The sequence below is a fragment of the Halodesulfovibrio oceani subsp. galateae genome (genome assembly GCF_055397225.1).
Genome location: NZ_AP042453.1, coordinates 900,748 through 926,886, shown reverse-complemented (window position 1 = coordinate 926,886; position 26,139 = coordinate 900,748). Strand labels below are relative to the sequence as shown.

Here is a 26,139-nt window from a genome sequence, read left to right as displayed (position 1 = left end):
GGTTATACAATATGTCTTTGGCCATTAACCATAATATGCTGGCAATAAATTCCCAATACAGCCTTAACCAGAGCTACGGAGGCATAGGTAAATCTACCGAGCGCCTTTCTTCCGGTCTTCGTGTTGGAACAGCAGCAGATGATGCAGCAGGTCTTGCTATTCGCGAGATTATGCGCGCAGACATAAAAACACTCGGTCAGGGATTACGTAACGCAAACGACGGCGTATCTATGATCCAGACAGCAGATGGTGCTCTTGGTGTTATTGACGCCCAGCTCATCCGCATGAAAGAACTGGCTTCACAAGCAGCTACCGGTACCTTTTCTGATGCACAACGCGTGCTGATCAATCAGGAATACCAAAAAACTGCTTTAGAGCTTACACGTATTGCTGAAAGTAGTGTTTTTAACACTAAGCACTTACTGAATGGCTACCAGCACAATTTCACAGTAGAGCATGCAGCCCCCACTGCCACGGGCACTGCCGCTGTAGATGCGGCAAACAAAGCTATATCCACTATCGGCGCTGGTGACACTGCTACGTTTACGAACAGAAACGAAGACGGTTTTGCCGTTACCACTACTGCTACATTCTCACACAAGGGAGTAGGCGGCGCGGTTCCAACAGACGCCACCTATACCTATAATGCTGATGGCACCACTTCTATTACACCTGAGCCACAAGCTGTTGCAGGCGATCAGGAACTTGTAAGCTCTGAAGTGTATAGCCTGAGCAAGCAGTATGAACCAAGCGATGCCACAAGCGTTCGCTACGAAATTTCTTCAGACGGCGGCAAAACCTGGAAAGATTTGCCTACCGCCGGTACCGTAACAACAAACGCCGGTGAACAACTCCGTGTTACAGCAGATTACCCTAAGGGTGAAATCATTGAAACCTTTGTTGACCCAAGCAGCACTGATCCTGCACTTGCTGGGGATGATGGGAAAATAGCATTCGTTTATGATGCTGCAACTCACACCGTCAGCTATAAAACGGTCCCTGTACACGGGACACCTCCACTGACTGAAGCACAAATTGATGAAAACGGTGCACAGGCAAAGGCAGATCTCACAACAGTGCAGAACAATATCAAAACGGATTCTGCTGCTACGATCACCTTTACCTTTGGTGCACGTAACGAATCAACCGATCATTACGGTATTAAGATTGATAAAGTCAGTGCAAAATCATTGGGCATCGGCGACGCTTCTGGCGACTCCGTATTAACACAGGAAAGCGCACGCAAAGCACTGGACAACCTTTCAGCAGCTATCATCAAAAAAGATGCTATCCGTGCACGCATCGGTGCAACGCAGAATCGACTGGGCGCAACCATCGATAACATTGCTATCCAGCGTGAAAATGCACAGGCTTCAGAATCTCGTATTTCCGATGTTGATGTTGCAGACGAAATGGTTGAATTCAACCGCAAGCAGCTTATGGCAAATGCTGCAATGTCTATTCTGGTACAGGCAAACTCTCTGCCGGAAACAGCACGCCAATTGCTTAGTCAGTCCTAGTCTGTTTACAAAGAACAAAAAAAAGCCGGAGAATTTCTCCGGCTTTTTTTATTGGCTCATATATCGTCAGTTATACATCAAGCCTGTCGAGTGCTATGCTGGCTGCATACTGTTCTGCACGTTTTACGCTTGGACCTTCTGCGATAACAAAAGTTCCATCTGGTAAACCAAGCTCAACCTCAAACACCTTTGCGTGTTCAGGGCCTTTACTGCTTTTAAGCGTATAGGACGGACGGTCTTTAAATTTTTTCTGTGTCAGTTCCTGTAAGCGGCTTTTGTAATCTTTAGCTTTCGTGTTTTCCGGTTCGTTAGGCCACTTGCCTTCAAACACGTTATCTATATATGCCAGCGCGCTGTCATATCCGCCATCAAGGAATACTGCACCAAGCACAGCCTCGAACGCATCACTCAATAAAGAATGTCTGTCACGCCCACCCTGTGCTTCTTCACCTTTGCCAAGCTTCAAATAAATTTCAAGCTGCATTTCAATAGCCAGATTCGCGAGAGACGGTTTACTTACCAGCTTCGCGCGCATACGGGTTAATATGCCTTCTCTAGCCTTAGGAAACTTGGCAAATAAGCGTTCGGAAACGCAAATTTCAAGAACTGCGTCACCTAAAAATTCTAATCGTTCGTTATGTTCTATCGCTCCGCCATGTTCATTCGCAAATGAACTGTGTGTAAGAGCTGTTTCAAGCAATGAAATGTCGGTAAATGTATAACGAATGTATTCTTGCAATCTTTCGAGCATACTATCCTTCTCGCACACAACGGTGCTTTTCTGCTAATAAATGCCTGGGTAAAAAAGAAAATAGCTGCCTTTTCTACACAATTCTTATCAACAGCATACTGTGATCGTATAAGTTTGCATTGGCGGTTATCTTTTTTTTGTCCGCATGTAAATACAGATGCTATTTTTCTATCAATTATGTCCAAAACTATGTAATAAACATTGCATTTGTGCAACATACACTACACATTCATAACATACACTCAATTAGATATGCGAACAGATGGCTCGTTGGGCACCCTGAACCAAAAAACAGTGAATATCTTCCTTGATTTTCTCTGTTATAATACGGCAAAGTGTAACTCGCATTTTAGCTCAAACTGCTTTATCTGTTTTATTATACTTTTTTAGTCCGTCGTCTATTCACGGCTGACTACTTTTTATGATATTGTTCCGACATCTGTGTTAGTATTTTCTGCTCAACTGTGCATACGTAACACAGTACGATTATATAGTTTTTTGACAGGAGGACGCAATGGCTGCAGGAATTTATATTGGCTCTACATCCGGATATTCCGGTAAAAACATGGTTGTTATGGGCATTGGTCTGCGTCTTCAAAAAGAAGGGTTTGATGTAGGTTACATGAAACCAGTGGGCGCTGTGCCGGAAGAACGTGACGGAGTGCTCGGTGATCAGGATGCATTTTTTGTTCAGGATATTCTTGGACAAGACGCACCACCGCAGTTTGTCAGTCCGGTCGTAGTAACACAGGACTTTAAAGTTCGTGCTTTCAGCGGGCAGTTTGATGACCTTATGCCATCAATTAAGCACGGGTATGAACAGCTTTCAGAAGGCAAAGATGCCATGGTTGTTGCAGGCTCCGGCTCTATGTACTCTGGCCGTTATTGCAACATTGATGGCATGCGCGTTGCTAAAGCGCTCGGCCTGCAAATTATCGTTATCGATCGACTCGATAAAGAATTGAACTACGACTACCTAGTCGTGCTTAAAGATGTTCTCGGGGACAGCCTCGCAGGCGTTATCTTAAATGACATTCCTTCCAGCTTTATGAATGAAGTGGATGGACTCATTAAGCCGTTCCTCGAACGTAATGACATTAAAGTACTCGGCGTGATTCCAAAAGATCCGCTTATGGGTGCGATCAAAGTAAGTGACCTTGCAGAACGCCTCGGTGGTAAGGTTATCTCCTGCCCGTCCAAGTCTGGGAAAGTTGTTGAAAACTTCCTCATCGGCACCATGCAGGTTGAAAACTTCATGACGCACTTTAGAAAGAATAAAAACTCCGCCGTTATTGTGGGTGGTGACCGTTCCGACGTGCAGCTTGTTGCCCTTGAAGGCAACTGCCCGTGCCTCGTGCTTACCGGTAACCTTTACCCTAACGACATTATTCTCACCCGCTCAGAGGTGCTGAATATCCCTATTGTTGTTGTTCGCGACGATACCTATACCGTGGCAAAAAAGATGGAAACAATTCTTTCCAGACACAAATTGCGTGATGTTATTAAAATCCGCCAGGGTGCTCAGCTTGTGAGTTCCTCAATCGATTTCGAATACATCAAAGAACGTATGGGATTAGTTAACAAATAATTTTTCAGATTGTTACTCCGGCGGCTGGGTAAGTCTCGCTAAAGCTAGATTTTCACAGCCGCCTTTCAAAAAAATTCTACCAGCAGCAAGTACCCGCACGCAGCTCTTTCACAACGTCATAATACACTGTAACTTCTCCAGAATATTCCGCCATCAATAATACCTCTACATTCCGAACAAGAGCTATGCATGTCTACAGCTACCCCACAACACAACGCGCTACCTTTTCGCACTGCATTTCCCTATCTTTGCCTTGTTGCGCTCATTTTCTATTTTAATTGTGTTGAACGGGCACTCCTATCGCCCCTACTTGTTTCCATTCAAAAAGAATTTCACTTCTCTTACACACTGACAACCAGCTTACTTGTTGTGCGCTCGCTTGGGTTGAGCGTTAGCCTTTTTGCGAACAGCTTTCTTGCTACCCACTTCACACACAAGCATATCATTACAGCATCTATATTTTTTTCCGGTGCAAGCTTTGCCCTCTTATCCCTCACGACAACCTACCTGCAACTGCAATTAGGCTTATTGTTTTTCGGGCTTTCTGCTGGTCTGTACTTTCCATCCGGCATGGCAACACTTGCCTCCCTTGTCAAAAAAGATGACCTGAGCAAAGCGTTCTCCATTCATGAACTAGCACCCAACCTCGCATTCATTACCGCGCCGTTCATTGTAGAAATCATGCTTCTGTTCACAGACTGGCGCGGCGCTATGCGGTATGTGGGCATAGCGGCAATGCTACTTGCCATTTTCTTTGGGCTGTTCAGCAAAGGAGGCACAGGCAATGGAGCACCGCCACGCTTTGCGACCCTCAAGCGGATCATCACCAGACGTAACACATGGATCTTCTTTGTGCTTGCCGGCATCGGTCTTACGCTAGAAATTGCTCCGTATTATGTGCTGCCACTGTTCCTGGTTGATCAACAGAATATGACAAGCCCAGAAGCAAACAACCTGCTTGCCATATCAAGACTCGCAACACCAGCCATGGCTCTTTCTGCCGGTTTTATGTCCAGCAAAACAGGGGTTAAACCTCTACTTTTCTCGGGGCTGTTCTTAAGCGGAGTATCCCTTGCGCTCATGGCAACAATGCAGGGTGCGCTCCTCACAGCGGCAATAATTGCACAACCACTATTTCCAGCTATTCTATTCCCTGTAATCTTCAAGGTTTTTTCGGATTTTTTTCCACCGGAAGAACAGTCACTTGTTCTCGCATTTACCATGCCCTTTATTGGATTCATCGGCTCAGGTATCATGCCGAACTTTTTGGGATACTGTGGTGACGTGTTCTCCTTTGAGGCTGGTTTTGGAATACTAAGCGCCCTTACCTTCGCAAGCATGCTCGCGCTATTCATTACGCCTTCAAAAGATTAGCACACTGAATAACTTGACAGTTGCAGAACGAATACCTACCTAAAGCCGGAACTTACTTTAAGGAGCAGAACATGGCTTATGAAATTAAATTAGTTAAATTGGTGAGCGGCGACATGCTCATTGGCAAAGCAAACGTTGAAGATAACATGCTTACCGAAGTTGCTGTTTTACAGACTGTACCAACTCAGCAAGGCGTACAGATGATGCTCCTGCCTTTCGGGTATCCGTTTGAGCAAGATTTCGACGCTAAAATTTCTACCGCACACGTGATCTACGAATACAAAGAGTGTCCGGAAGATCTTAAAACAAAATATCTCGAAGCTACTTCTAACCTTACCGTTTCCACCGGTGGTCTTGGCAACCTCGACCTTCAGGGTGGCGCAGGCGGTAACGTTACCGATATCTCCCAGCTTCTGAAAAAATAATTACGCTATTTTACAACAGTTTCTAAGAGGCGGCATTTTTGTCGCCTCTTACCTGTTTTGCACGACATAACTTTTTACGACACATCACGAACGTGAAAATGTGTCGCAGATACAAGCGCCGTTACCCTGCCAAAGGTATAAAATAAGGACATTCCATGCGTGAATTGCTGCAATTGGTTCCAAAACCAAGCCGTTACCTCGGCATTGAAGAAGGAACCGTTCATAAACAAGGTAAAGACATTTCCATCCACACCGCACTTGCATTTCCAGACATGTACGAAGTGGGTATGTCATACCTTGGTCAAAAGATTCTTTACGGAATTCTCAACGAGCGTGAAAACTGGTGGGCAGAACGCGTTTTCACCCCGTGTGTAGATACCGCACAGGTTCTGCGTGACCACAATACACCGCTTGCAACGCTGGAATCCGATACACCTCTTGGCGATCTCGATATGGTTGGCTTCCATGTTACTCACGAGCTTTGCTACACAAACATCCTGTACATGCTCGACTTGAGCAATATTCCGTACCGTACAGCAGATCGTGGCGACACTCTCGACATACCGATCATCATGGCTGGCGGCGGCTGCACGTTATCTGCCGAACCACTTGCACCATTCATGGACCTCATGACTCTTGGTGAAGGCGAGTTCATGATGGTAGATCTGCTCGAAACCCTCGAGCAGTGCAAAAAAGAAAACACATCACGACACGAATTTCTCCTTCGTGCGGCGAAAATCCCGGGTGTATACGTACCGTCCTTCTTTGAAGAGAAAGAAGCAGGTGCTATGCTCGTGCCGACCGAAGACATTACCGCACGCCCAACTCGCCGAGTTGTACCGGAAATGGACGATGCAATTTTCCCTACCAGCCAACCGATTCCGTTCGGCGCAGTACATAGCCGCCTTGCGTTGGAAATCGCACGCGGTTGTACCCGCGGCTGTCGTTTCTGTCAGGCTGGTATGACCTACCGCCCTGCACGTGAACGTTCCGTACCGAACGTGGAAAAAATCGTACAGGAAAGCCTCACAACAACAGGCTACGACGATCTTTCTTTCCTCTCTCTATCCACCGGTGACTTCTCCGCTCTTAAAGAGCTGTTTATGAACACCGTAGATCGCTGTACACAGGAACAAGTTTCCGTATCATTGCCTTCATTACGCGTTGGCTCCATTGATGATGACATCATGGAAAAAATGGCTTCCATCCGCCGCACGGGTGCAACCCTTGCTCCAGAAGCAGGCAGCCAACGTCTTCGCGATGTAATTAACAAAGGCATTACAGAAGAAGCCATCATCACCCACGTCCGCAAGCTCTGGCAGCACGGCTGGCAGCAGGTCAAACTGTACTTTATGATCGGCTTGCCTACTGAAACCTACGAAGATCTCGATGAAATTGTCGAGCTTTGCCGCAAAGTACGCAGCGCAGCTGGCAGAAAAATGCAGGTAACCGCAGGTATCTCTCCATTTGTTCCAAAGCCGAACACTCCGTTCCAGTGGGAACCGCAAATTTCTTACGAAGAAATCCGCAACCGTATTTTCTACCTTCGTGACCAGTTCAAGAAAGAAAAAAATATGCGTATGCGCTGGCATGAGCCAGAATCCAGCCTTCTCGAAGGCATCTTCTCCCGTGGCGATCGTCGTCTCGCAAACGTTGTAGAAACTGCCTACGTCAAAGGTGCTGTATTCAGCAGCTGGATGGAGCATTTCTCCGTTGATCCGTACCTCGAAGCACTCGAAGAACACGGGCTCACCATTGAAGAATACACAGGCGGTCGCGACACCGAAGCAGCCCTCCCGTGGGATCACCTGAACAACGGTGTGAATAAAGAATTCCTCCTTCGTGAACTCAAACGCGCGAAAGAAGAAAAAATTACTGACGACTGTCGATACGGTGCATGCCGTGCATGCGGTGCATGTGACAAAGGCGCACTTGAGTCTGAGCTGGAACGTCTTACCGAAGACACAAAATACCAGAACATTCTCAACAACGAAGCACGAGATCAGGAAGCACACGAGCTTGAGCTGGACGAGAAAGGCCGGATCGTCATAAAGTCCGCTGCCTCCAACAAGCCGCCAAAGCTTGCAGAGCACCTCACTGTTAAAGCTGCGCACCTGCGCATCTGGTACAGCAAAGAAGGCGCAGCCATTTTTCTCTCACAGTTGGAACTGCAATCCATCTTTGAGCGTATCTTCCGTCGCGTAGAGCTTCCGCTCACCTTCTCTCAGGGCTTCCACCCGCTGCCGCTCATTTCTTTCGGCCGTGCGCTGCCAATCGGCGTAACAAGCAAAAAAGAATGGGTGAACATTTTCATTCGTGAGCCGTTCACACCAGAAGAAGTATTCAAAAAGCTCATCCCTGCATTACCTACCGGCATGTACCCAGTTGCCGTAGAAAAGCTCACCTTGTCCAAAAAACAAGCCCAGCCATATGCAGAGACATTTAGTGTTGAATACGTTGGTGACGAAGCACGCAAAGACGATTTCATTCAGGCATTCAAGGATATGCTCGAAGAAGAATCCATCATGTGGACGCGCCCTACCAAAAAAGGTGACCGCACCATGGATGTACGGCCTGTGTTCGCCAAAGTTATCTTCAACGAAGACAACATCACCATCACCCTCGACTGGACAACCAACTACGTGTCGCCAGTCAACATCGTTAAAGCCATCACACCAGGTTTCGACATCCTTGATTTCAAAATGACCAAGCTCGATCAGCACATGCCTTAAGCAGCTGGTCGAAAATAAGTTAATAGAAGAAGAAAAGCCCGTCACGTTGTGACGGGCTTTTCTTTTATTGTGCCTGCGGCGCTTTTTATCTTTTTTATGCCTCCGGCGGGTCTTCGACGAGCCTCCGGCGGCCAGAGAACCCTTTTGTAAAAGGGCTTCTCTGGACTCTCCTAAAACTTTTACCTGCGAGGTCAGCACGTTTCTTATGGCTACCTCGCGGCTTATGCGCCATTACCTTTTCATGGACTAAAAAAAGGCTGCCCTTCACATAAAGGGCAGCCCTCTTCTTATCATTCAAGTCAGCGGTTTTAAGCCGCGTGAAAACATCTTTGACGCAAACCACTCGCAATAAAATCGCGGTCAAGGGGGCGTCCCCCTTGCGGGTACAGGGCAGAGCCCTTGTCCCTCGGAGAGCCGTCGGAGACAGAACAAAAATGTCACATACCTACCAGAGGCGCCCATCAAATATTGTTTACTCTTTCCCACCAGGATGTGCTTTGTCGTAAACTTCAACGAGCTTGGCTATGGTGAGATGCGTGTAGCGCTGCGTGGTGGTGAGGCGTGCGTGCCCGAGTAGCTCTTGAACACTGCGCATGTCGGCTCCTGCTTCGAGTAGATGTGTTGCGAAAGAATGTCGTAAACTGTGCGGCGAAACGGCTTGCGGTAGACCTACACGCTTGCAGAGATCTTCTATAAGCCGTGCTGCCTGACGACGGTTGAGTCTGCCACCACGAGCACCGAGAAACAACGCAGGCTCCTGCCCTGTTCCGTCGAGGTTACTCCGGACAGAAATCCATGCGTTCATGGCATCTTTTGCAGTGTCTGAAAGAGGCACAACGCGATCTTTTTCGCCTTTGCCTGTCACTCGCACTATGCCTGAATTCACGTTGATATCGTAAAGATCGAGTCGCAGCGCTTCGGAAATACGTAATCCAGAACCATAAAGAAGCTCAGCTAATGCGAGATCGCGTAGTAATTGCTCTTCGCCGTAGGCGCGTTTGCGGGTGGATTCTGCTGCTACTTGCTTCTTTTTATTCAGCACTTCAAACGTTTGATCAACGTTGAGAGCTACCGGATGTTTTTGCGGTGCCTTGGGGTTGCGGACGCCCTCGGTTGGGATATTTTCAATAAGCTTACGCTTTGCCATATACTTGAAAAAACCACGCAGGGCAGAAAGTTTGCGCCCCATAGAAGTTTTGCCAATTTGTACACGATGCAGCTCTGCTAAAAAACCGCGAATGTGCTCGCGTCCAATTTTTTCTGGCGTATCAAGTGTATTTTGTGTTCGGTGCAGGTACGTTTCAAACTGGAACAAATCCCGTGCGTATGCTTCGATAGTCGCACCTGAATATCCTTTTTCAATACTCAAGTGCCCTATGTACATTTCCGCCATATCAGGCAGGTCGGGTAATTCACCATCAAACGTATCGTCCGCAAACATGATCTTCTCCATCTAATCTGAGATGTAGCAACGTCTTTTTATAGAAACAAAAAACTGTGAGAAACGGTCAACAGCCGTCAACAATAGAAAGTTGGTGTCTGAAGAATACTGACGTGCCGCACCGGATGATTGCTAGACTTTTGCGTACTTCATTCCCGGAACCTGCCGCACTATCCCTGCCACTTCGAGCATCAGTAAGGCAGTGCTAATCTGCGATGCAGGAACGCTGAGCATTCTGCTGAGCACATCTATATGCACAGACTCTTCGCCTGTTAGTAGTAAAATTATCCGATCATCGAGCGGCGCATCTGGATCAATAACTTTTTCTTCCAACGGCAGAATATCGGAATGCACCCAAAGCTTAGCCTTAGGAAGCACGACATCATCTTTGGAGTTCAAAACAGAATGATCACTCTCGTTGCTAACATTCGATTCGTCTGAAGCTACGTCCGTTATTACAGGTTCATCACTTGCAACAGGCGCTGACAAAGGAATCTCAATAACTTCAGGAATCGCTTGAAGCTGCTCTTCAATGCTTAACTCACGCTCAACAGCTCGTTCGTTGTAATCAGGCTCAACGGAATCTGGTTCCGCAAAAGGAGATTCGGCTGGCTGAGCAGATTCTTCTAGTTTGACAACTTCTACTTTGACAGTTTCTTCGGGTGTAGCCGTTTCTTCAAGCTTAATAATTTCTTCAGGCTTAAAAGTTTCTTCAGATTTAGCAATTTTTTCAGGCTTAGAAATTTCTTCAACTTTAGTTGGTTGTTCAGGCTTAGTAGCTTCTTCACCGTCATGAGATTCATCTGTTTGATGAGGTTCGACACCTACACATACAACATCAGCAGCCTCCGGTTCTGGGACATCCGGCATCGGAGCTACAACAGAAGGTTGCGCAGAAGAAACTGAGGTTGAGATATTCCCTGTTCTGGTGAAATTATCAAGCGAGATTCCGAGCAAAGGGGCGATAGATACAAGAATATCGTCACAAGAGAACACAGCGGTTGCCCCCTGACGGATAAGATCATGACACCCTGATGAAGAACGCGCCTGCATACGCCCCGGCACAGCAAAAACTTCGCGACCTTGCTCCAAAGCATGGCGTGCAGTAATAAGGCTACCACTTTTAGGTACTGCTTCGATGACGAGCACACCAAGAGACAAGCCGCTAATGATACGGTTTCGTAAAGGAAAATTGCGCCCTTCCGGAGGCATATTGGGAGGAAATTCAGTAACGATAATGCCGCGGTCAGCAACATCAAAAAATAAATCCCTGTTTTCCGGCGGGTACACATGCGAGATGCCTGTACCAAGAACAGCAACAGTGCTTCCCCATCCCGCAAGAGCATGGGCATGAGCAACGGAATCAATACCGCGTGCAAGGCCGGAAACAGTCGTCACACCGGAGGCAGACAATGTTCGGCTCAGCATCTCAGTGGTACGTATTCCGTCTTTAGAACAGCGTCTGGAGCCGACAACTCCGATAGACGGATTCGTCAGCAACGAAACATCGCCCTTATAGTACAGAAATAGTGGTGGATCGGGGATTTCGCGCAACAGGTCAGGATATGTAGGATCAGACCACAGCAGCACCTCGCAAGCAACTTGCGCGGCGTTCTCCCACTCTTTTCGTGCCTGCTCCCGCCACTGGTTGCTAAGCACAGCCTGCACAACCTTTGCGGAAATAGAAGCCCGCGCAGACCAGCCTTTAATGTCTTTCATAGCGGCATTGGCAGAACCATACTCAACCAGAAGCCGCTTGGCGGTTCTAAATCCGATGCCCGCAGTGTACCGTAGCGCCAACGACGCCCAAAAATCTTCTCGTCTATCTTCCGACAAAGTCGCAAGGCAGCTTACAGGAGTTGCATTCATATCTATCTATTAAATACCGGAAAGCATTTTGCGGGCAAGACGCGCTTCGTTCGTTTTTGGATATTTCTCAACCACTTTAAGAAGGTATCGACGCGCTTCAGAAAATTCATCCAGCCGCTCATAGGAATAACCAATTTTCAACATTGCCGCCTGTGCTTTACTGCTATCTGGAAAACGACGAAGCACTTCACGGAACAAGTCCACAGCAATGAGATAATCTTTTTGCGAATAGAACGACTCACCCACCCAATACACAGCATTAGGCATTAGTGGATCATGTGGAAATTCAGTTAAGAATTCTTCAAGACGCTCACGCCCTTCTATGTAGCTTCCTTTATAAAGAAGCTGCAAGGCATGTTTGTACATAGAAGTGGAGCCGGTCTTCATTACAGGCGGACGAACATTTCTTTTAGGAGTCTGAGGAACAATACGCGGCGCAGAACTAGCCAATGTAGCTTTTGGTGTTGTAGATGTTTTTACAACAGGAGTTGGTGCAGCCGTTTTGACAGATTGAACCGAAGCCGTTGCTGCTGGCTTTACAGAAGACGATGCGGAAGGCTTGCCAGAAGATGTACGCGAAGGCTTTTGGGAACTCGTGGTACTAGCAGCCAAACGCTGCGATGAAGGCTTCGCGGAGTCCTTCTTCAACGGCACAAAAGGCACCCGTTCATTTCCTTTCGCCTGTGCAGCAGGACGTTGATTCGCTTCAAGAGATTTTTCTACAGCTGAATTGTTTGCATCAGCGTTCTTTGAGCCAGAGCTTCTTTTAACCGCTTTTCGGGTTCCGCTAGACAATGCAGAACCACTAAGATCGTCTGCCATACTCTGTTTCGGAGCAGTAACACTACGAGGCGATGTAAAAACATGCACATCTGATGTTAGCTGAGCAGACGAACCGATCAATTCTTTTTGCGACGAGACAGGAAGACCCAGTTGCTTCTCTAAATTTGCAATACGCGTTGAAAGATCAGCTTCGCGCAACGCAGCATTTTCTCTAAAATCCAGAAACCGCTGCTCCAAATTTTCCATACGCCACTTAGTACTTGCCACGTCCGTATGCATAGTCGTCGTACTACACCCGCAACATACTAATATCATACTACCTACGAATAACCGCCGAATCATTGCCGCTCCTCTATGCCTGCTCGCTGCTATCAAGCCATTTTCCGAATGCAGCAGTCGATAACTACACCTGCAACCCAATCTAACGCGCAGCATACCTTCAATTTGTTTTCAACTGAAGTTATTTTTTCAAGAAAGAACACCTGTTACACCTTTTTTCGTGCATACTGGCAAACACAGGGAAACTTGCTTTTCGTGTATAAATGGTGCAATAAACCATTGCTCGGCATAGAAGCCGTGCAAATGCATCCAAAGGAGTTCTTGTAGCATGAATGGGCTACTCAACGACCCTCAGTTTTTAGGACTTAGACTTGCCGGCTTTTTAGTCATTATGACTGTTCTCGCCGTGCCGTCTCTTCCTCTTATTTCTGCTATCAGCCAGAGCATCGCAAAATCTCAAAAAAAGAGTTTCTACGATAAATTCGGCAAGCAGCTTACACGTATGTGTCTCGTTTTCGGTGGCACCACGCTGGCAATACTCGCCCTTGGAGTTGCCCGCTACCTGACAGTTGATCCGATTATGCTTCAAGGCCCGTATCAACTGCCACTGTTTATAACGATCGGCGTTATCGTACTCGCATCAATCGTCTTGACCGTGTACTTCAAAGCTTGGAAAGCTATGCGCAAACAAAAAAGCGCGCACATAGCTCTTGGTCTGACAAGTTCTGCTCTCTTGTTCTGTGCAGTTATCTGCATTGGAATGTTTGCAAACGTGCTTCAGTCCATTGAACATTTCCTTCCTTCTGTTGGCACACCGCTCGAGATACTGACCGCGCTTGTTACGGCCGCAAGTTCAAAAGCATTCATTACCTACATCGGTCTTGGTCTCATCACAGGCTTCGCCCTGTGCGGCACCTTCGGGCAAATGTACCTGATATCCCGTAGAGAAAAAGACGACTTCGGTCGTGATTACTATAAATTTGCAATACCATACGCAGCCAAATGGGCTATTGGTGGCACCGTGCTCCAGCTTGCAGCTTCCTTTGCAATGCTTGCAGCTACCCACCTGTCCGTTGTTACTGAACTCATAACCACGAGTATGTTTAAAGACCTGTTGCAGAACCCAATTGTAATGGCGTGGGCTTTTGCCCTTCTTCTGCCTGTCTTTGCCTGCATTCTCTGGACATTTATTGTACTTAGCGCAACACCAATGCGCAGAAAAGTCAGCATCTACTGTGCCGGAATCGTCATGGTTATTGCCGACATCAGTCTATTGTTCGCAGCCTACATTGGCATCATGATGACCATGGTACAGCCAATAATTGTTAGCTAGCGTCCAACTCATTGCGAGTTTTTAGAAAGCCCGACGCAGATAGCGTCGGGCTTTCTTTTTTCCTCACACTTTTTAACACAATTAGAACTCGCAGCTGAACTTACACTATTGTACAAAAGTCGTTGACAACATATGTTAATCTGTTCAAATATTCTTCAGATTGACTGAATATTGGTGAACCACCAATTTGAATTATAAACGGTATGCAACCGGATAGAAGAGGATTCTGGAATGGATTTTAAACTTGATTTGCTCCCTGAAGAAAAACGGAATCACGAATGTTTGTTAGAGCTTGAAACACTCTCATTCGGCCAGATGCGCAGTGACCACATGTTCCTTTGCGATTACGAAGATGGCGAATGGAAAAACGGACGCATTGTTCCTTATCAGGACTTCTCTATTGCCCCTGGCGCTATGGTACTCCATTACGGTCAGGCTATTTTTGAAGGTGCAAAAGCATTTCAGCGCAATGATGAGATTTTCACATGGCGCTTTGATAAAAACGCAGAACGCCTTAACGAATCTGCACGAATTCTCTGCATGCCTGAAATTCCAGTAGATCTTCAGGTTGAAGCACTCAATCGCCTGCTCGACGTTGAACGTGACTGGTGTCCAAACATTGAAGAATCTTCTCTGTACATTCGCCCGTTCATGTTCGCGACACAGGACTCCCTTGGTGTACATCCAAGTGCTAAATACACTTACTGTATCATGCTTTCACCAAGTGGCCCTTACTACGCTGGTGGCTTCAGCAACACAGTTACACTGCTCGTAACAGAAAAGTTCCACCGCGCTACACCAGGCGGCACCGGTGCTGCTAAAGCATGTGGCAACTACGCCGCGTCCCTGCGTGCACAGGAATTTGCAAAATCAAAAAATTGTGCTCAGGTACTCTACCTTGATACAACCAATACCTACCTTGAAGAAGTTGGTGCAATGAACCACTTCCATATCAAGAAAGACGGTACTATCATCATTCCAGAATTTACCGACACAATCCTTAAGTCCATCACTTCTCAGTCAGTGCTGGATCTTTTCCCGAATGCTCGTCAGGAACGTATCAAAATTGCTGATTTCCTCGAGCAAATTGAAAACGGTGACATCATCGAAGCTGGCGGTTTCGGTACCGCAGCAGTAATTACCCCTGTTGGTAAATACGTAACCGATGCTGGCAAAGAATACGTTGTAGGTAACGGCGAAATCGGTGAACACACCCGCGCTATCTACGATAAATACGTAAGCATGCAGCGCGGCGATACTGAAGCTCCAGAAGGCTGGCTCGTTCAGGTTCCTCGCTACTAAGCATCACCTGCCCCTAGAGAACTAAAAAGGCGCCCTTTTGGGCGCCTTTTTTTTGTGGCTAACTCAACTTAGTGAATGCCTTCGGCGAGGGGGCGCTGCCCCTCCACCCCGCAAGAGGAGTCCTCTTGACAGCACAACGCGACTAACTCCATTTGTTCTATCTTTACTTACCAGCGCGATTCTTATTTACTATATAACACCTGATGATAAAAGATAAGAAAAATATAAGCAGCTACCTACAGCTGTCGTATTTAAACCTTATCAGTGCTCTTTATCACTGGGAGAATATATGAAAGAAGTTGTTGATGACATCATAAAGATAAACGAGATGCATAAAAACTTTTGGTCAAATGCACGCGGGTGGGCTCCTGACAACTCAGCAGAACTATTAGCCACAGCTCAACTAGATTGGCAAATATCTCTAGCTCACTGTCTCAAGAAATGGATAAACCACTCCAATTTATCATCAGGAGAATTAATTTTAGCTTGGGCAAACCTTGGAGCCTTAGTCGAAGGTACGCTAAAATTATTCTACTGTGTATATTTGAATGATTATCTTAAGCACCCGAATAAGAAAAGAAATGAAAGAATTATTACACCAGACAAGCTAACTTTTGAACCACTCAAAATCCTTTCAAGCAAACATGCTAACTTCGATGAAACTACAATTTCTTTTTTGAATAACATTCAAAAACATAGAAATATCATCCATGCATTCCAAGCACGGCCATCTAATTCAATTGGAACAACTGATGACCTGTTTGATTCAATATATAACTACCTATTATTCTTAAAAGAAATTGACGTTCGGCTCCCTTATCCAGATTGAGTATTCTAAATATATTCAAAAAAAGCATACTAGTTTCATTCACCAACCTCTGGCTATCAAAATAAAAAAAGCCCCTACCTATGAGAGGTAAGGGCTTTTACACACCGAAATTTGTTGTAGTAGCTAAAAAGCAGTTACTAGCGACGTGGCTCGCGTGCTTTAGCTTCGGAAAGAGTTGCTGGGCGACCCATCAAGTTTTTTCCATTAAGGATTTCAATTGCAGCGTCTGCTTCATCAGCATCCATGTCTACAAAGGCAAACCCGCGGGAACGACCAGTTTCCTGATCTTTCATAATGCGTACACGGATTACGGTGCCACATTCTTCAAAGAAGTCACGCAAGTCGTCGTCTTCAGCAGACCATGCAAGGTTGCCAACAAAAATACTTTTTACCATCTGATTCTCCATAAAATTTCACGGCTCTCCCGTGGTTCTGCTGCAATATACCGAAATTGGGAGTGGTCGCAACGAAAATATACGCCCAATAAAATATCCCGCAGAATATTCTCCCCCCACAACCTCACCCGATACCTACTTCCCCTTGCATATCCCACAAGCTCCACACTGATGTGCTCTACCCCGCGCACACAAAGAAAAGCTGACTTAACCAGACACACTTCAAGTTAATCATATCAAGAGAACTGACACACAACAGACCATACCCAAGATAGCGAGGCATAAGCCTAACAAACCCAAAGATTAAACAAGCAACCCAAGGTAGTGGCGCATAAGCCGCGTGAGACCATAATATACGGGACACCCTCGCTAATAAAAGTCTTTGGAAAGGGGTCTGGGGAAGAACCTTTCTACAGAAAGGTTTTCCCCAGCCGTCGGAGACAAAAAAGCGTCGTAGACCTGCCAGAGGCATCCCGCTGATAGGCGCTGTCGGAGACATCCCGCTGCCCCGCTAACAAGCACCGCCAGAGGCTCCTTGCTGGTAACCACAGCTAATGGTTTCCCCAAAAAAACCAACGGTGGACATCGTAAAAAAGCACAAAAAAAGGAGACAGCAACCGCTGCCCCCTTTGGGAATCTATGTTGTCCGACTTAGCTAAGCCAGTCGTTCAATTCTGCAATCTGTGCTCTTACAGCATCGGGGCCAGTACCACCCTGAGTTCTGCGACGAGCGACAGCATTTTTGTAGGAAAGTACTTCGTACACATCGTCTGCAATCAGATCAGAAACAGTATTGAACTCTTCGATGCTGAGATCTTCGAGTCCTTTGTTCTTGTCTTCTGCAAGCGCCACCGCAGCGCCGGTGATGTGGTGAGCTTCACGGAACGGAACGCCTTTGCCTACAAGGTAGTCAGCGAGTTCTGTTGCGTTAAGGAAGCCCTGTTTGAGCACTTCTTCCATGCGTTTTGTATTGAAACGCAATTCGGAAAGCATACCTGCCATTATGGCGAGGGATGTTGAAACTGTTTTATCAGTATCAATAAACGGCTCTTTATCTTCCTGCATGTCACGGTTGTAGGTCATTGGAAGACCTTTAACTGTAGCGAGCAGATTCATGAGAGAACCGAAAGTACGACCTACTTTACCGCGCATGATCTCCGAAACATCAGGGTTTTTCTTCTGCGGCATGATGCTTGAGCCGGTGGCGTAAGCATCTGGCAGGTAGATGTACCCGAAGTTAGGGTTTGCCCAGTATACGAGTTCTTCGTTGAGACGCGAAAGATGCGTCATAACGAGTGAACCGTCGAACAAGGATTCCAGAACAAAATCTCTGTCGGACACCGCATCCATAGAGTTTTTGAAAGTTCCGTACATGCCGAGTTCTTCTGCAACTGATGCAGGATCAAGCGGGTATGTGGTGCCTGCAAGTGCTGCTGCACCAAGCGGACACACACGAGCGCGTTTGTCGCAGTCTACCAGACGATCGAAATCGCGCTGAAGCATCCATGCGTAGGCAAGAAGATGATGTGCAAGGGATACAGGCTGTGCTGGCTGCATATGAGTGCAACCTGGAAGCAAGGTATCCACGTGCTCTTCTGCCTGTTTAACAAGCTCAGCAACTACGCCTTTAATAAGGTCCTGCCATTCGCGGATAGAGTCAGACACGTACAGGCGGAAATCAAGCGCCACCTGATCGTTTCTGGAACGTCCGGTATGCAGGCGTTTGCCAGCATCACCGATAAGTTCAGAAAGACGGCTTTCGATGTTCATGTGAACATCTTCGTACTCAGTTTTCCACTGGAACTGACCGTCTTCAATTTCCTTAAGAATAGCATCAAGGCCGGATACGATGGAATCTGCATCTGCCTGAGAAATAACCTGCTGACGAGCGAGCATACGCGCATGGGCTTTAGACCCTGCGATATCCTGCTTGTAGAGATTTTTATCGTAGGAAACAGATTCTGTATATTCTTCTACGAGCGCAGCGGTTTTCTGACGAAAACGTCCGCCCCACATCTTTTTTTCTGCCATGATGAAAACCTACTTTTTGTAGCCGAGCAGACGTAAGCCCTGAAGCTTAATGAAGCCAGCTGCGTCTGCCTGATCGTAAACATCGTCCTCTTCAAAAGTTGCGAGGTCTTCGCGGTAGAGAGAGTAAGGAGACTTACGGCCAACAGGAGTAGCGTTGCCTTTGTACAGTTTAAGACGAACAGTACCGGAAACGTTTTTCTGGGTTTCATCGATAAGTTTCTGCATTGCTTCACGCTCTGGAGCGAACCAGAATCCGTTGTAGATGCAATCAGCGTACTTAGGAATCAAGGAGTCACGCAGGTGCATGGTGTCACGGTCGAGGCAGATGCCTTCGAGATCGCGATGAGCAACGTGCAGAATTGTGCCGCCCGGGGTTTCGTACACGCCACGTGACTTCATGCCAACAAAGCGGTTTTCAACCATATCGAGACGACCAACACCGTGTTTACCGCCAACAGTGTTAAGCGCTTTAACCATTTCGGCTGGGCTTAATTTTTCACCGTTAAGAGCAACAGGGTCACCGCTGATAAATTCGAGTTCAATGTACTCTGCTTCGTCCGGAGCCTGTTCTACTGGAACAGACATGAGGTAGGAACCTGGACCCGGCTCAAGCCAAGGGTTTTCCAGCTCGCCACCTTCAAAGGAGCAGTGAAGCATGTTTCTGTCCATGGAGTACAGTTTACGGGACTCAGCAACCGGAAGCGGAATGTCGTGCTGCTCAGCAAAGTTGGTGAGATCAGTACGGGAACGGAAGTTCCATTCACGCCAAGGAGCAATAACTTTGATGGATGGATCAAGAGCCATTGCAGAAAGTTCGAAACGAACCTGATCGTTGCCTTTACCGGTTGCGCCGTGTGCTACTGCCTGAGCGCCTTCCTCGTGAGCAATTTCGATAAGGCGTTTGGTGATAAGCGGACGCGCAATGGAAGTACCGAGCAGGTAGCGGCCTTCGTAGATTGCGTTAGCGCGCATCATCGGAAAGATAAAATCGCGTGCGTACTCTTCACGAAGGTCTTCAACGTATGCGCGAGTAGCACCGGTAGCCAATGCTTTTTCATCTACGCCGTCGAGATCTTCCTCCTGACCTAAGTCAGCAGTAAGAGTAACAACTTCACAATTGTAAGTAAGCGCAATCCATTTGAGGATTACAGAAGTATCGAGCCCGCCGGAGTATGCGAGCACTACTTTTTTAATATCATTAGACATTTCGTACCTTCCATTCTTTTATTGAAAAGCGGAGCACATTACATGCTCCGCATACTATCTAGCAACAAATCTCAAAAAATCAGCAACGTAATGTGTATACTGCTTTGAATTTATATTCCTAGCAGCGACACAGTCTGTTGTCTGTTTGTCTTAATCTGCTTTGAATACCCATTCGAGAATTGCTTTTTGCATGTGAAGGCGGTTTTCTGCCTGATCCCATACAATTGAAGCCGGACCTTCGATAACTTCTTCACTCACTTCTTCACCGCGGTGTGCCGGCAGACAATGCATAAACATTGCGTCCGGGTGAGCAAGAGCCATCATCTTCTCATCAATCATATATCCTGCAAATGCTTTTTCACGACGCTTTTGCTCTTCTTCCTGTCCCATTGATGCCCATACGTCTGTGTTTACGTAGTGTGCACCGTCGAGAGCCAATTTAGGCTCATGAGTACAGAAGATTTTAGCTCCAGCCTGCAACGCAAATGCAAGCAGCTCTTTATCCGGCTCGTAGCCTTCCGGAAACGCCATAAACAGCTCAAACGGAAAGTACATTGCAGCTTCAATCCATGAGTTGGCCATGTTGTTGCCATCGCCAATCCATGCAACACGTACTGCGTCAAAGTTAGGAGTGCGCTCGTGGATAGTTAAGAGGTCACTCATAATCTGACATGGGTGCCCTTGGTCAGTAAGCGCGTTTACAACCGGAATATCACCATAGTGTACCAGCTGTTCAATGTTTTCCTGACCGAAGGTTCGAACAATCATACAGTCATTGTATCGGGAGAGCACTCGAGCAGTATCTTTTAACGGTTCACTTCGACCCAACTGGCTTTCAGCTGGAGTCATAAAAATGGTTTTACCGCCAAGTTGGTACACAGCAGTTTCAAAAGAAACGCGTGTACGGGTGGATGCCTTCTCGAAAAGCATAATCGCTGTTTTACCAGCAAGAAGTTCACTTCGGTGATCAGTGTCCTTCATCTCTTTAGCGCGGGCAATAAGGTCATATGCAGCTTGGCAACCCAAATCTCTGATACGTGTAAAGTGCTTGGTCATCATGACCCCCTGTAATTATGTGCTTTCCCAATAAAATCCTTAAAAAATAGTCTCAGACTTTCAGCAGAACTTGCAGCTTTTAAAGCTATTTTTACCGGATTGAAGCAAATATGTGCAGTGCAAAGTGCAAAAAAACCAAGATCAAAGCATACATAGAGGTATGTGACATTTGGCGCTTTAAAGCAGCAAAGCAATGTACAAGGTTGCCATCAATCTGGAATATCCTTGCCGAAAATAACCTGAAGCAGATGTTTTAGGCTGAATGACCAATCTTGTAAACCCACGCCGTATGAATTTCTCGTGGAATATCCACTTAAAACACTGCCCTGCACTACTGTAGCGCCTCATTTTAACCGGAGCTCACATTACAGACCAAAAGGCGTTGCCCTATGCCTCTGTCATCAATATGCAAACGGTTCCATTTTTGAAGTGTTGCAAAACTATGCAAGCCTCGGTATATGTTCACAATGAGTACAAAAGCATACAGCAATCCCCTGCGACATTATCGGCAGCAGTATACGCGGCACGATGATGAACAGGCATTTCAAGTTTTAGTCGAAGAGACAGACTTGCATGTGACTGCATGTAAAAATCTATCTCTAGAGATTGCCGCGTATGTGACAGAACTACGCGGCATGTTGAAGTCCTATATCACATTTCACCCCGAGTTTTTGGAAAGCTTTTCCCCTGTAGTTGTGCCGGAGCACGCGGCACTCATCATTAGACGTATGGCAGAAGCTGCCAGCATTGCTAATGTTGGACCTATGGCGGCAGTGGCTGGCACTATCTCACAGATGGTGTGCGAAAAATTTGCATATCAGAGCCCCGAACTTATTGTTGAGAACGGCGGCGACGTATACATGCTTTCGTCCAAACCAAGAATTGCAGGTCTGTTACCGGACCCTAACAGTGATGCCACCGTTGGTATTAAGCTGGATGATACAGACTTCCCTGTGGGGATCTGTGCCTCCTCCGCTACCATCGGGCATTCCATCAGCTTAGGCTCGGGCGAACTTGTTGCAGTTCGATCCAAAAACGGCAGCCTTGCGGATGCATGTGCAACCTCATTTTGTAATATGCTGAAACTTCCCGGCGATGTGGAACGCGTTACAGAAGAGGCCGTGCGCTTGCAGCACCACGGTATTGAAGGCGTTTTTGCCCAGTGCGGTGACAAAGTCAGCGTATGGGGCAAAATGGAATTAGCCGTTGTTTAAGAATTGGGCACAACATACCAATTTATCCTGCTGAATCTCGCATACCAACAAACTCTACGAGCATAATGGAAGTAAACCGTACGACCTGATACACTGCTCTGACGAGGTGTTGATATGCGAGAAGCAGCAGTAGTCTTTCCCCATCAGCTTTTTTTGGATCACCCTGCCGTTGTGCAGAACCGTCCTGTCTTTTTATTGGAAGAACAGCTTATGTTTGGCGATCACCGCTGGCAGAGCAACTTTCATAAACAAAAACTCATGCTTCATCGCGCCAGTCTGAAGGCATATGAGCACCGTCTGCAACAGGCGGGACACGCAACCACGTACATTCCTCACCATCCATCGCCAGACATGCACAATCTGTTTACAGCACTGGCAGAAGCCGAAATTACTCACATCTACATTGCCGCCCTTTCAGATTACCTGCTGGAAAAACGACTCGAGCGAGAATGCACTGCTCGCAACATCATCCTGACCACACTACCTACCCCTTTATTCTTTTTGCAAAAAGACGAAGCCGAGACGCTGTTGGGCGACAAGCCGCGTCAGGCATCATTCTATTCTGCCCAGCGTAAAACGTTAAACGTACTGCTACAGGAAAACGGAAAGCCAGTGGGCGGAAAATGGTCCATGGATAGCCAGAATCGCTATGCGTATGATGGTATTGTGCCGGTTCCCCCACCGCCACCGGATGTAACATCTCCGTTTGCCGCAGAGGCATACGCGCACGTAACAGCAACCTATCCAGATGCTTTCGGTTCAGACTTACAACTTCTCTACCCGCACACACATGAACAGGCACAACAATGGCTTGATGACTTCATCGAACACAAGCTGCCGCACTTCGGTATCTATCAGGATGCCATCATGCACGATCACGACTTCCTTTTCCACGCCCTCATATCTCCGGCACTGAACATAGGATTGCTTAGTCCGCAGCAGGTGCTTAATGCGGTTCAGGATATATGGGAAGAACGCAAGATTCCTCTCAACTCTATCGAGGGATTTATACGGCAACTTATCGGCTGGCGGGAATTTATGCACGCAACTTACTGCAAACTGGGTGTGCAGCAGCGTACATCAAACTTTTTCAAACATACCCGTCCAATTCCACCATCGTTCTACACCGGCACCACTGGAATTACTCCTGTGGATACAGTCATCAAACGAGTGCTGGAACACGGATATTGCCATCACATAGAACGGCTTATGATTCTGGGGAATTTCATGTTGCTCTGTGAGTTCGATCCCACGCAGGTGTACACGTGGTTTTTAGAGCTTTTCATAGATTCTTACGACTGGGTTATGGTGCCCAATGTGTACGGCATGAGCCAATACGCGGATGGCGGACTCATTACTACTAAACCGTATGTGAGCAGTAGCAATTACGTACGCAAGATGAGCGATTTCCCTCAAGATGAATGGTGCCCTATCTGGGACGGGCTATACTGGCGTTTTATCTTCACACATTATGAACTATTTGAAGGTAACAACCGCACACGCCCCATGATATGGGGATTGCAGCGCATGGATGAAGCCAAGCTACAACAACATCTGTCCGTGGCGGAAACCTACCTTGCGTCGCTACCGCCAGCTATTGACGGTTCGCAATAAAGATACCGCAGACGATCAGAAAGCCGGACAAGCCATGCACCCATGTGATTGCTTCACCTAAAATTAGCCACGCCTCAATACCACAAAACAGGGGCAAGCTGTAATATACAATGCCCGCTTTTGCAGGGCCTATGCTTGCGATGGCATAGTTCCAAAAGAGGTATGCCAAAAGAGATGCGCCTACACCAATATATAAGATAGATCCTAAAACATGCGGTGCTGGCATAACAGGCGGTGCGTATGTCCACTCCCACAACACCCATGGCAACAGCATTATCCAACCAAGAATAAAGTTAGCACCAAGGTACGCTGTCGGCAGTAACGTAACCGGCTTACGGCGGACTAAAATGGTGTAGATTGCAAAAATGAGTGTGGCAAACAGCATCAGCAAATCGCCTTCATTAAACTGCAATTCAAGCAACAACCCAAGGTCACCACGGGTTGTTAACATAACAACACCCAGCACAGAAAGCACAACACCACACAGACGCGTGATAGTGATGCGATCATTCAAAAAGATATGCGCCAGAACGATAATGAAGACTGGTGAGAAAATAGCAATCAACGACAAATTCAGCGCCGTAGTCTTATGCCCTGCAATATAAATTAAGGTGTTAAAGACGGTAACACCCATAAATGCTGTGGGGATAAGATGACGCAAACTTGAAAGCAGCTCTGTACGCTGGCGGTACAATGCAGCAAATGCAAACGGCAACAAAACAACTGTCGCGGTTGTCCAGCGGCAAAAAGCAAGGGTAACCGGAGCAATCTCACTGGATAATCCACGGGCAACAATAAAGTTACCGGACCAGATAACGGTGGCCATCAACGCAAACAGATATCCGCCATAACGAGCAAGCTGAGGAGGAAGATTCATTATTTTCTCATTGTAAAACGTGTTAGCACTCACAAACTTTATTCAGTAAGTTAGTGAGTTGCATAATGCAAGCTCATTCAATCACATCACTCTATACCCGCCCACCCCTTCTATTAGTTTATTCAATTTGTTCTATCTCCTCAGGTAGGTTATCAAATGGAAAATCTTTTTCGGGAGTCTTCATGGCGTTTCGCACCATTGTATACACATTCTTTGCTCTTCTTATTTCCACAGCAGCTTTTGCTACCACATTTCCCCAGCTCGACACAGCGCAAGTTGACACGCTGCGCAGCCAGCAAGGTACACGTATTGTGGATGCACGTAATCCCAATGCCTTTAACGGCTGGGCATTACAGGGTGAGAAACGCACGGGACACCTTCCCGCTGCCACCAACCTTTCAGCTTCCTGGGTTACACAAGACCTTCCCCGTACTGCTGAAGTAACTGCGGCAAAAAATCTCTCCGCTGCCAAATCCATTATCGTCTACGGATACACGCTAGAACAGGCTACCATCGTAGCTAACTGGCTTGTAGAACAAGGCATCAGCGCACCTAAAATTTCCCTCTATAAAGAATCCTTTGCCGCATGGGCACAAGCAGGATTACCTCTTGAGCGTCTGCCGCATTACGAAGGTATTGTTCCTGCCCAATGGGTACAAAAACGTCTTGCTGAAAAAAGCATTCTCGTTGTGGAAGCCTCATGGGGCGAAGGCAAAGTATACAATCAGAACCACATTCCTACAGCTGTGCACCTGAATACCGACCTTCTTGAATCTGAAGCACGCAGATGGAACTACCTTCCAGCTGATGAAATTCGCGCTAACCTGCTCTCGATCGGCGTTACCGCAGACACACCAGTGGTACTGTACGGTGAAGCTGGAATTGACGCAGCACGCGCAGCCGTTGCCATGCGTTCCCTCGGCGTAAAAGACGTTCGAATCCTTAACGGAGGACTTTCCGCATGGAAGGCAGCCGGATTCAAAACAGAACGAACCGAAGTAACGCCGACACCAGCCACGAATTTTGGTACAGCGACTCCAGACACAAGCCTCATCATCGACATGAAAGAGGCAAAGCGAATTCTTAAAGATAAAAATGGCGAGCTTGTTTCAATCCGTACATGGGATGAATACATCGGTGAAACAACCGGCTACTCATATATTAAGCCTAAAGGGCGCATCAAAGGTGCTACATGGGGACATGCAGGAAAAGATTCCTACAACATGGATGACTTCCGAAACCCTGATAACACCATGCGCGATTACACCGAGATTGCAGCATTCTGGAAAGAATGGGGCATTACTCCGGACAAAGAAGTTTCTTTTTATTGCGGCACTGGCTGGCGCGCCAGTGAAGCGTTACTGTATGCTCAGGCTATGGGGTTCACCCAAGCTAGTCTCTATGATGATGGTTGGCATATTTGGAGTATGAATCCAGCTAACCCTACTGCAACAGGCACACCTGTGAAGTAGCAGCCAGCCTCTTTTCATCCTTACTGTCGGTATGTCCCCTTAACTACC

Annotated in this window: 20 protein-coding genes; 11 read left to right on the top strand and 9 right to left on the bottom strand. The window is 47.0% G+C overall.

Annotated features, from left to right (window positions below):
* Nucleotides 1-11: 11 nt before the first annotated feature.
* Nucleotides 12-1,520 carry a flagellin N-terminal helical domain-containing protein gene (locus tag ACZ5V1_RS04110; RefSeq protein ID WP_464390745.1) on the top strand — a complete coding sequence of 503 codons (1,509 nt, stop codon included), beginning with the start codon at nucleotides 12-14 and terminating at the stop codon, nucleotides 1,518-1,520.
* 70 nt (nucleotides 1,521-1,590) lie between these two features.
* On the opposite strand, the gene rnc is transcribed toward ACZ5V1_RS04110, so the two are convergent.
* Nucleotides 1,591-2,271 (bottom strand): ribonuclease III, encoded by a 681-nt coding sequence (rnc, locus tag ACZ5V1_RS04105; protein ID WP_464390744.1) that lies wholly within the window; start codon nucleotides 2,269-2,271, stop codon nucleotides 1,591-1,593.
* Between the two features lie 514 nt (nucleotides 2,272-2,785).
* Here rnc and ACZ5V1_RS04100 point away from each other — a divergent pair.
* The 4 genes from ACZ5V1_RS04100 (at nucleotide 2,786) to ACZ5V1_RS04085 (ending at nucleotide 8,390) form a co-directional block, all read left to right on the top strand.
* Entirely contained in the window at nucleotides 2,786-3,859 is a 1,074-nt protein-coding gene (locus ACZ5V1_RS04100; protein WP_464390743.1) for a phosphotransacetylase family protein, read from the top strand.
* Between the two features lie 189 nt (nucleotides 3,860-4,048).
* A complete protein-coding gene (locus ACZ5V1_RS04095) occupies nucleotides 4,049-5,233 on the top strand; it encodes an MFS transporter (RefSeq protein WP_464390742.1) in 1,185 nt (394 codons plus the stop codon).
* A gap of 71 nt (nucleotides 5,234-5,304) precedes the next feature.
* Complete coding sequence (locus ACZ5V1_RS04090; RefSeq protein WP_160715750.1) at nucleotides 5,305-5,658, top strand: hypothetical protein; 354 nt, start codon at nucleotides 5,305-5,307, stop codon at nucleotides 5,656-5,658.
* A gap of 155 nt (nucleotides 5,659-5,813) precedes the next feature.
* On the top strand, nucleotides 5,814-8,390 hold the full coding sequence (locus tag ACZ5V1_RS04085; RefSeq protein WP_464390741.1) for a TIGR03960 family B12-binding radical SAM protein: 2,577 nt from the start codon (nucleotides 5,814-5,816) through the stop codon (nucleotides 8,388-8,390).
* Nucleotides 8,391-8,862: 472 nt separating this feature from the next.
* On the opposite strand, the gene ACZ5V1_RS04080 is transcribed toward ACZ5V1_RS04085, so the two are convergent.
* The 3 genes from ACZ5V1_RS04080 to ybgF form a co-directional block, all read right to left on the bottom strand.
* Nucleotides 8,863-9,831: a tyrosine recombinase XerC gene (locus tag ACZ5V1_RS04080; RefSeq protein ID WP_464390740.1), complete on the bottom strand. Its 969-nt coding sequence runs from the start codon at nucleotides 9,829-9,831 to the stop codon at nucleotides 8,863-8,865.
* 132 nt (nucleotides 9,832-9,963) lie between these two features.
* A complete protein-coding gene (gene dprA, locus ACZ5V1_RS04075) occupies nucleotides 9,964-11,700 on the bottom strand; it encodes a DNA-processing protein DprA (RefSeq protein WP_464390739.1) in 1,737 nt (578 codons plus the stop codon).
* 9 nt (nucleotides 11,701-11,709) lie between these two features.
* Complete coding sequence (gene ybgF / locus ACZ5V1_RS04070; protein ID WP_464390738.1) at nucleotides 11,710-12,750, bottom strand: tol-pal system protein YbgF; 1,041 nt, start codon at nucleotides 12,748-12,750, stop codon at nucleotides 11,710-11,712.
* 340 nt (nucleotides 12,751-13,090) lie between these two features.
* Between ybgF and ACZ5V1_RS04065 the strand changes: the two genes are divergently transcribed.
* The 3 genes from ACZ5V1_RS04065 to ACZ5V1_RS04055 all read left to right on the top strand — a co-directional run bounded on the left by ACZ5V1_RS04065 (nucleotide 13,091) and on the right by ACZ5V1_RS04055 (nucleotide 16,226).
* Nucleotides 13,091-14,095, top strand: a complete 1,005-nt coding sequence (locus tag ACZ5V1_RS04065; RefSeq protein WP_464390737.1) for a hypothetical protein — start codon at nucleotides 13,091-13,093, stop codon at nucleotides 14,093-14,095.
* Nucleotides 14,096-14,326: 231 nt separating this feature from the next.
* Nucleotides 14,327-15,397: a branched-chain amino acid aminotransferase gene (locus tag ACZ5V1_RS04060; protein WP_464390736.1), complete on the top strand. Its 1,071-nt coding sequence runs from the start codon at nucleotides 14,327-14,329 to the stop codon at nucleotides 15,395-15,397.
* A gap of 289 nt (nucleotides 15,398-15,686) precedes the next feature.
* Nucleotides 15,687-16,226 carry a hypothetical protein gene (locus tag ACZ5V1_RS04055; RefSeq protein ID WP_464390735.1) on the top strand — a complete coding sequence of 180 codons (540 nt, stop codon included), beginning with the start codon at nucleotides 15,687-15,689 and terminating at the stop codon, nucleotides 16,224-16,226.
* Between the two features lie 137 nt (nucleotides 16,227-16,363).
* Here ACZ5V1_RS04055 and ACZ5V1_RS04050 read toward each other — a convergent pair whose 3' ends face one another.
* The 4 genes from ACZ5V1_RS04050 to argF all read right to left on the bottom strand — a co-directional run bounded on the left by ACZ5V1_RS04050 (nucleotide 16,364) and on the right by argF (nucleotide 20,914).
* The gene (locus tag ACZ5V1_RS04050) at nucleotides 16,364-16,621 is read right to left on the bottom strand and encodes an RNA recognition motif domain-containing protein (protein WP_464390734.1); all 258 of its coding nucleotides are present in this window, start codon (nucleotides 16,619-16,621) and stop codon (nucleotides 16,364-16,366) included.
* Nucleotides 16,622-17,272: 651 nt separating this feature from the next.
* A complete protein-coding gene (gene argH / locus ACZ5V1_RS04045) occupies nucleotides 17,273-18,652 on the bottom strand; it encodes an argininosuccinate lyase (protein ID WP_464390733.1) in 1,380 nt (459 codons plus the stop codon).
* Nucleotides 18,653-18,661: 9 nt separating this feature from the next.
* Nucleotides 18,662-19,858, bottom strand: coding sequence for an argininosuccinate synthase (locus ACZ5V1_RS04040; RefSeq protein ID WP_464390732.1), 1,197 nt, complete (start codon nucleotides 19,856-19,858; stop codon nucleotides 18,662-18,664).
* Nucleotides 19,859-20,008: 150 nt separating this feature from the next.
* Nucleotides 20,009-20,914 carry an ornithine carbamoyltransferase gene (gene argF / locus ACZ5V1_RS04035; RefSeq protein WP_160715732.1) on the bottom strand — a complete coding sequence of 302 codons (906 nt, stop codon included), beginning with the start codon at nucleotides 20,912-20,914 and terminating at the stop codon, nucleotides 20,009-20,011.
* A gap of 467 nt (nucleotides 20,915-21,381) precedes the next feature.
* Here argF and ACZ5V1_RS04030 point away from each other — a divergent pair, with 467 nt between their 5' ends.
* Entirely contained in the window at nucleotides 21,382-22,128 is a 747-nt protein-coding gene (locus ACZ5V1_RS04030; protein ID WP_373793983.1) for a UPF0280 family protein, read from the top strand.
* Between the two features lie 114 nt (nucleotides 22,129-22,242).
* Complete coding sequence (locus ACZ5V1_RS04025; protein ID WP_464390731.1) at nucleotides 22,243-23,742, top strand: cryptochrome/photolyase family protein; 1,500 nt, start codon at nucleotides 22,243-22,245, stop codon at nucleotides 23,740-23,742.
* On the opposite strand, the gene ACZ5V1_RS04020 is transcribed toward ACZ5V1_RS04025, so the two are convergent.
* Nucleotides 23,723-24,619, bottom strand: coding sequence for a DMT family transporter (locus tag ACZ5V1_RS04020; protein ID WP_464390730.1), 897 nt, complete (start codon nucleotides 24,617-24,619; stop codon nucleotides 23,723-23,725). The two genes, ACZ5V1_RS04025 and ACZ5V1_RS04020, sit on opposite strands and share 20 nt — an antisense overlap.
* Before the next feature lie 182 nt (nucleotides 24,620-24,801).
* Between ACZ5V1_RS04020 and ACZ5V1_RS04015 the strand changes: the two genes are divergently transcribed.
* Complete coding sequence (locus ACZ5V1_RS04015) at nucleotides 24,802-26,091, top strand: rhodanese-like domain-containing protein (RefSeq protein WP_464390729.1); 1,290 nt, start codon at nucleotides 24,802-24,804, stop codon at nucleotides 26,089-26,091.
* Nucleotides 26,092-26,139: the final 48 nt, after the last annotated feature.

Coding starts and splice junctions, on each gene's coding strand:
- ACZ5V1_RS04110 (WP_464390745.1), top strand. CDS start 12: ATGTCTTTGGCCATTAACCATAATATGCTGGCAATAAATTCCCAATAC.
- rnc (WP_464390744.1), bottom strand. CDS start 2,271: ATGCTCGAAAGATTGCAAGAATACATTCGTTATACATTTACCGACATT.
- ACZ5V1_RS04100 (WP_464390743.1), top strand. CDS start 2,786: ATGGCTGCAGGAATTTATATTGGCTCTACATCCGGATATTCCGGTAAA.
- ACZ5V1_RS04095 (WP_464390742.1), top strand. CDS start 4,049: ATGTCTACAGCTACCCCACAACACAACGCGCTACCTTTTCGCACTGCA.
- ACZ5V1_RS04090 (WP_160715750.1), top strand. CDS start 5,305: ATGGCTTATGAAATTAAATTAGTTAAATTGGTGAGCGGCGACATGCTC.
- ACZ5V1_RS04085 (WP_464390741.1), top strand. CDS start 5,814: ATGCGTGAATTGCTGCAATTGGTTCCAAAACCAAGCCGTTACCTCGGC.
- ACZ5V1_RS04080 (WP_464390740.1), bottom strand. CDS start 9,831: ATGTTTGCGGACGATACGTTTGATGGTGAATTACCCGACCTGCCTGAT.
- dprA (WP_464390739.1), bottom strand. CDS start 11,700: ATGAATGCAACTCCTGTAAGCTGCCTTGCGACTTTGTCGGAAGATAGA.
- ACZ5V1_RS04065 (WP_464390737.1), top strand. CDS start 13,091: ATGAATGGGCTACTCAACGACCCTCAGTTTTTAGGACTTAGACTTGCC.
- ACZ5V1_RS04060 (WP_464390736.1), top strand. CDS start 14,327: ATGGATTTTAAACTTGATTTGCTCCCTGAAGAAAAACGGAATCACGAA.
- ACZ5V1_RS04055 (WP_464390735.1), top strand. CDS start 15,687: ATGAAAGAAGTTGTTGATGACATCATAAAGATAAACGAGATGCATAAA.
- ACZ5V1_RS04050 (WP_464390734.1), bottom strand. CDS start 16,621: ATGGTAAAAAGTATTTTTGTTGGCAACCTTGCATGGTCTGCTGAAGAC.
- argH (WP_464390733.1), bottom strand. CDS start 18,652: ATGGCAGAAAAAAAGATGTGGGGCGGACGTTTTCGTCAGAAAACCGCT.
- ACZ5V1_RS04040 (WP_464390732.1), bottom strand. CDS start 19,858: ATGTCTAATGATATTAAAAAAGTAGTGCTCGCATACTCCGGCGGGCTC.
- argF (WP_160715732.1), bottom strand. CDS start 20,914: ATGACCAAGCACTTTACACGTATCAGAGATTTGGGTTGCCAAGCTGCA.
- ACZ5V1_RS04030 (WP_373793983.1), top strand. CDS start 21,382: ATGAGTACAAAAGCATACAGCAATCCCCTGCGACATTATCGGCAGCAG.
- ACZ5V1_RS04025 (WP_464390731.1), top strand. CDS start 22,243: ATGCGAGAAGCAGCAGTAGTCTTTCCCCATCAGCTTTTTTTGGATCAC.
- ACZ5V1_RS04020 (WP_464390730.1), bottom strand. CDS start 24,619: ATGAATCTTCCTCCTCAGCTTGCTCGTTATGGCGGATATCTGTTTGCG.
- ACZ5V1_RS04015 (WP_464390729.1), top strand. CDS start 24,802: ATGGCGTTTCGCACCATTGTATACACATTCTTTGCTCTTCTTATTTCC.